This window comes from Streptomyces sp. NPDC043427 (genome assembly GCF_056436655.1).
Genome location: NZ_JBWKCC010000013.1, coordinates 215,894 through 218,243, shown reverse-complemented (window position 1 = coordinate 218,243; position 2,350 = coordinate 215,894). Strand labels below are relative to the sequence as shown.

Here is a 2,350-nt window from a genome sequence, read left to right as displayed (position 1 = left end):
CCGCTACGAACGCAAGGCCGACCACTTCCTCGCCTTCACCAGCATCGCCTGCACCCTGATCTGCTACCGCAGACTCACCAAATGAGATGACGTCTAAGCCCTGCAACCTTCCGAACCGTGGAATCGGGCAGGGCACAGCACCGAGGTCAAGGCTGACCTGGGAGTGCTCCGCCGGCAGTGAGTGGGGCGGCGTCCTGAGTGGTGCGCCGGTGCGGCCGGCTGCTGCCAAGCAGCGCGGCCATAAGGCGTCAGGTTCTGTTCTCAACGTCCGGTGCCAGTGCTCCTCCATTCGAGGCTCATCGAACGGCGACCGGCGTAGTCGACCCGACCCGGTGGAAAACAGTACGAGGATGCACCAAACCTTCTCCGTTGGTGGACCTCTCCCAGGCGTCCCTCCCGCACCAGCGAGAGGGACGCCGTCTGAGTGACGCAGCCGTGGCTCCGGGCTTCCGAATGGCCCCCGTTCCCACGCCCCTCATCACCTTCTGATCCGTAGCTCTATTTGCATCGGTCATGAGAAGGCATGCGGTCCTGGCCCACCAGGCATGGCCCCTCCTCCCTTCGGTCGTCACGGTCACACGATGTCGCTCGGAGCATTCGAGTGATAATCACAAGGATCTGCCTCGACAGGGGAAGCATGAGACTGCCAAGCCTTCGTCGAGTCAATCGGCGTCCACCTACGTCAAGGAGACAGAAATGCGTCGAATCGCTAGCGTGCTGATCGGATCCGCGACCCTTGTCGCCGCCTTCAGCTCCCCGGCAATCGCCGACGATAAACTCCTCGGTCTGGTTCCCGTTAAAGCGGACAACGCTAGCGTCCTGAACAACGCTAACGTCCTGGACAACGCCAACGTCCTGGACAACGCCAACGTCCTGGAAAACGTCAGCGTCAAGCTTCTGAACCAGGAATGACAGGTCGGTGCCCTCGACTTCGTCGGGGGCACCACAGCAATGAACGCCGGTGAACCTGCCCGGATCACCTTCTGACCAGCCGGCCTGAACATAGCCTGCGAAGCGAGTTGCGTTGTCCGGTGCCCCACGGTCACGTCCACCGGCCCTGAGGACCACCCGTGGGCCAGGATGCACTGCCCGTGTGATTCGAGGGTTTGCCATGAATCAGCTGGAGTCTTCCGGGATGCCGCGCCCGACGGCTGCGAAAACGGCTCCGCCATCTGGACGCCGAGCCACCATTTCCGGGCGGTCGCACGTGAGAGTGCACCACCCCCAAGCACTCAAGTTCTCGCCCACCAAGTAAGTGCGAGCAGCCGCTAGGCCCTCTTCACGGAACGCGGAATCTTGAAGCTTGCCCCGTGACAACCCGTCCTGGCGCCCGTTCGGAGTAAACCAGTCGGCGCCATCCGGCCCATTAAGCACTTTTATGCATCGGCGCGATTGGTTGGTCAATTCCAGCGAAGGCTCTCGAGTCTTAACCGCAAATCGATCCCTTCCTAGAATAATATGCCGCCGTAAGACCGCCAATAGGCACCACTCACTCACAGGAGTTGGCCCCCCGATGACGCTGAATGTCCCTGGTGCATCACGGCGCACCTTGTCGCTTTGGATCGCGGCGGTAGTAACCGCGGTGATCGCCGCTGCCGTACTTGCGATGTCACCGACACGCGCAAGTGCTGTTGCCACAGCTGTACCTCTGGGTACGGCAGCAGATTTCGGAGTACTGGCTGGTTCGACAGTCACCAACACCGGCCCGACGACCGTCGAGCGTAGCGTCGGAGTGAGTCCGGGTACGGCGGTCGTGGGGTTCCCGCCCGGCGCAGTGCTGCCGCCCGGCACCATCCACGCTGCTGACGCCGTCGCTCTCCAGGCTCAGAACGATCTGACCACGGCGTACAACCAGGCCGCCGGGCAGGCAGCGGACGTCACGTACACCGGAGATCCCGTCGAGCTCGGTGGCCAGACGCTGACTCCGGGCGTCTACAAGGTGCCCGTCAGCGCCCAGATCACCGGCACCCTCACCCTGAACGGCCAGGGCAACCCCAATGCCGTCTGGGTGTTCCAGGTCGGTTCGACGCTGACGACGGCATCCGCCAGCAAGGTGCTTTTCACCAATGGCGCCAACCCGTGCAACGTGTACTGGCAGATCGGCAGTTCGGCCACTCTCGGTACCGGCTCCACGTTCGTGGGCAACGTCCTGGCCTTGACCTCGATCACTGCCACCACGAATACGACCGTCAACGGCCGGCTGCTGGCCCGCAACGGCGCCGTGACGCTGGACTCCAACACGATCTTCCAGGGTGAGTGCGGGACCACTCCGACCGGCACGGCCACTCCGACCGGCACCGCGACCCCGACCGGCACCGCCACTCCGACCGGCACCGCGACCCCGACCGGC

At 63.5% G+C, this 2,350-nt stretch carries 2 protein-coding genes; both read left to right on the top strand.

The genetic code is table 11. The annotated features are described in order from the left end of the window. Positions 1 to 696 precede the first annotated feature (696 nt). Positions 697 to 912, top strand: a complete 216-nt coding sequence (locus AC067M_RS22315) for a hypothetical protein (RefSeq protein WP_478698749.1) — start codon at positions 697 to 699, stop codon at positions 910 to 912. Positions 913 to 1,513: 601 nt separating this feature from the next. Next, the coding region (locus AC067M_RS22310; protein WP_478698748.1) for an ice-binding family protein at positions 1,514 to 2,350 on the top strand (837 nt) is incomplete at its 3' end.

Excerpts from the sequence above, each read along its gene's own strand:
- AC067M_RS22315 (WP_478698749.1), top strand. The coding sequence starts at position 697 with ATGCGTCGAATCGCTAGCGTGCTGATCGGATCCGCGACCCTTGTCGCC.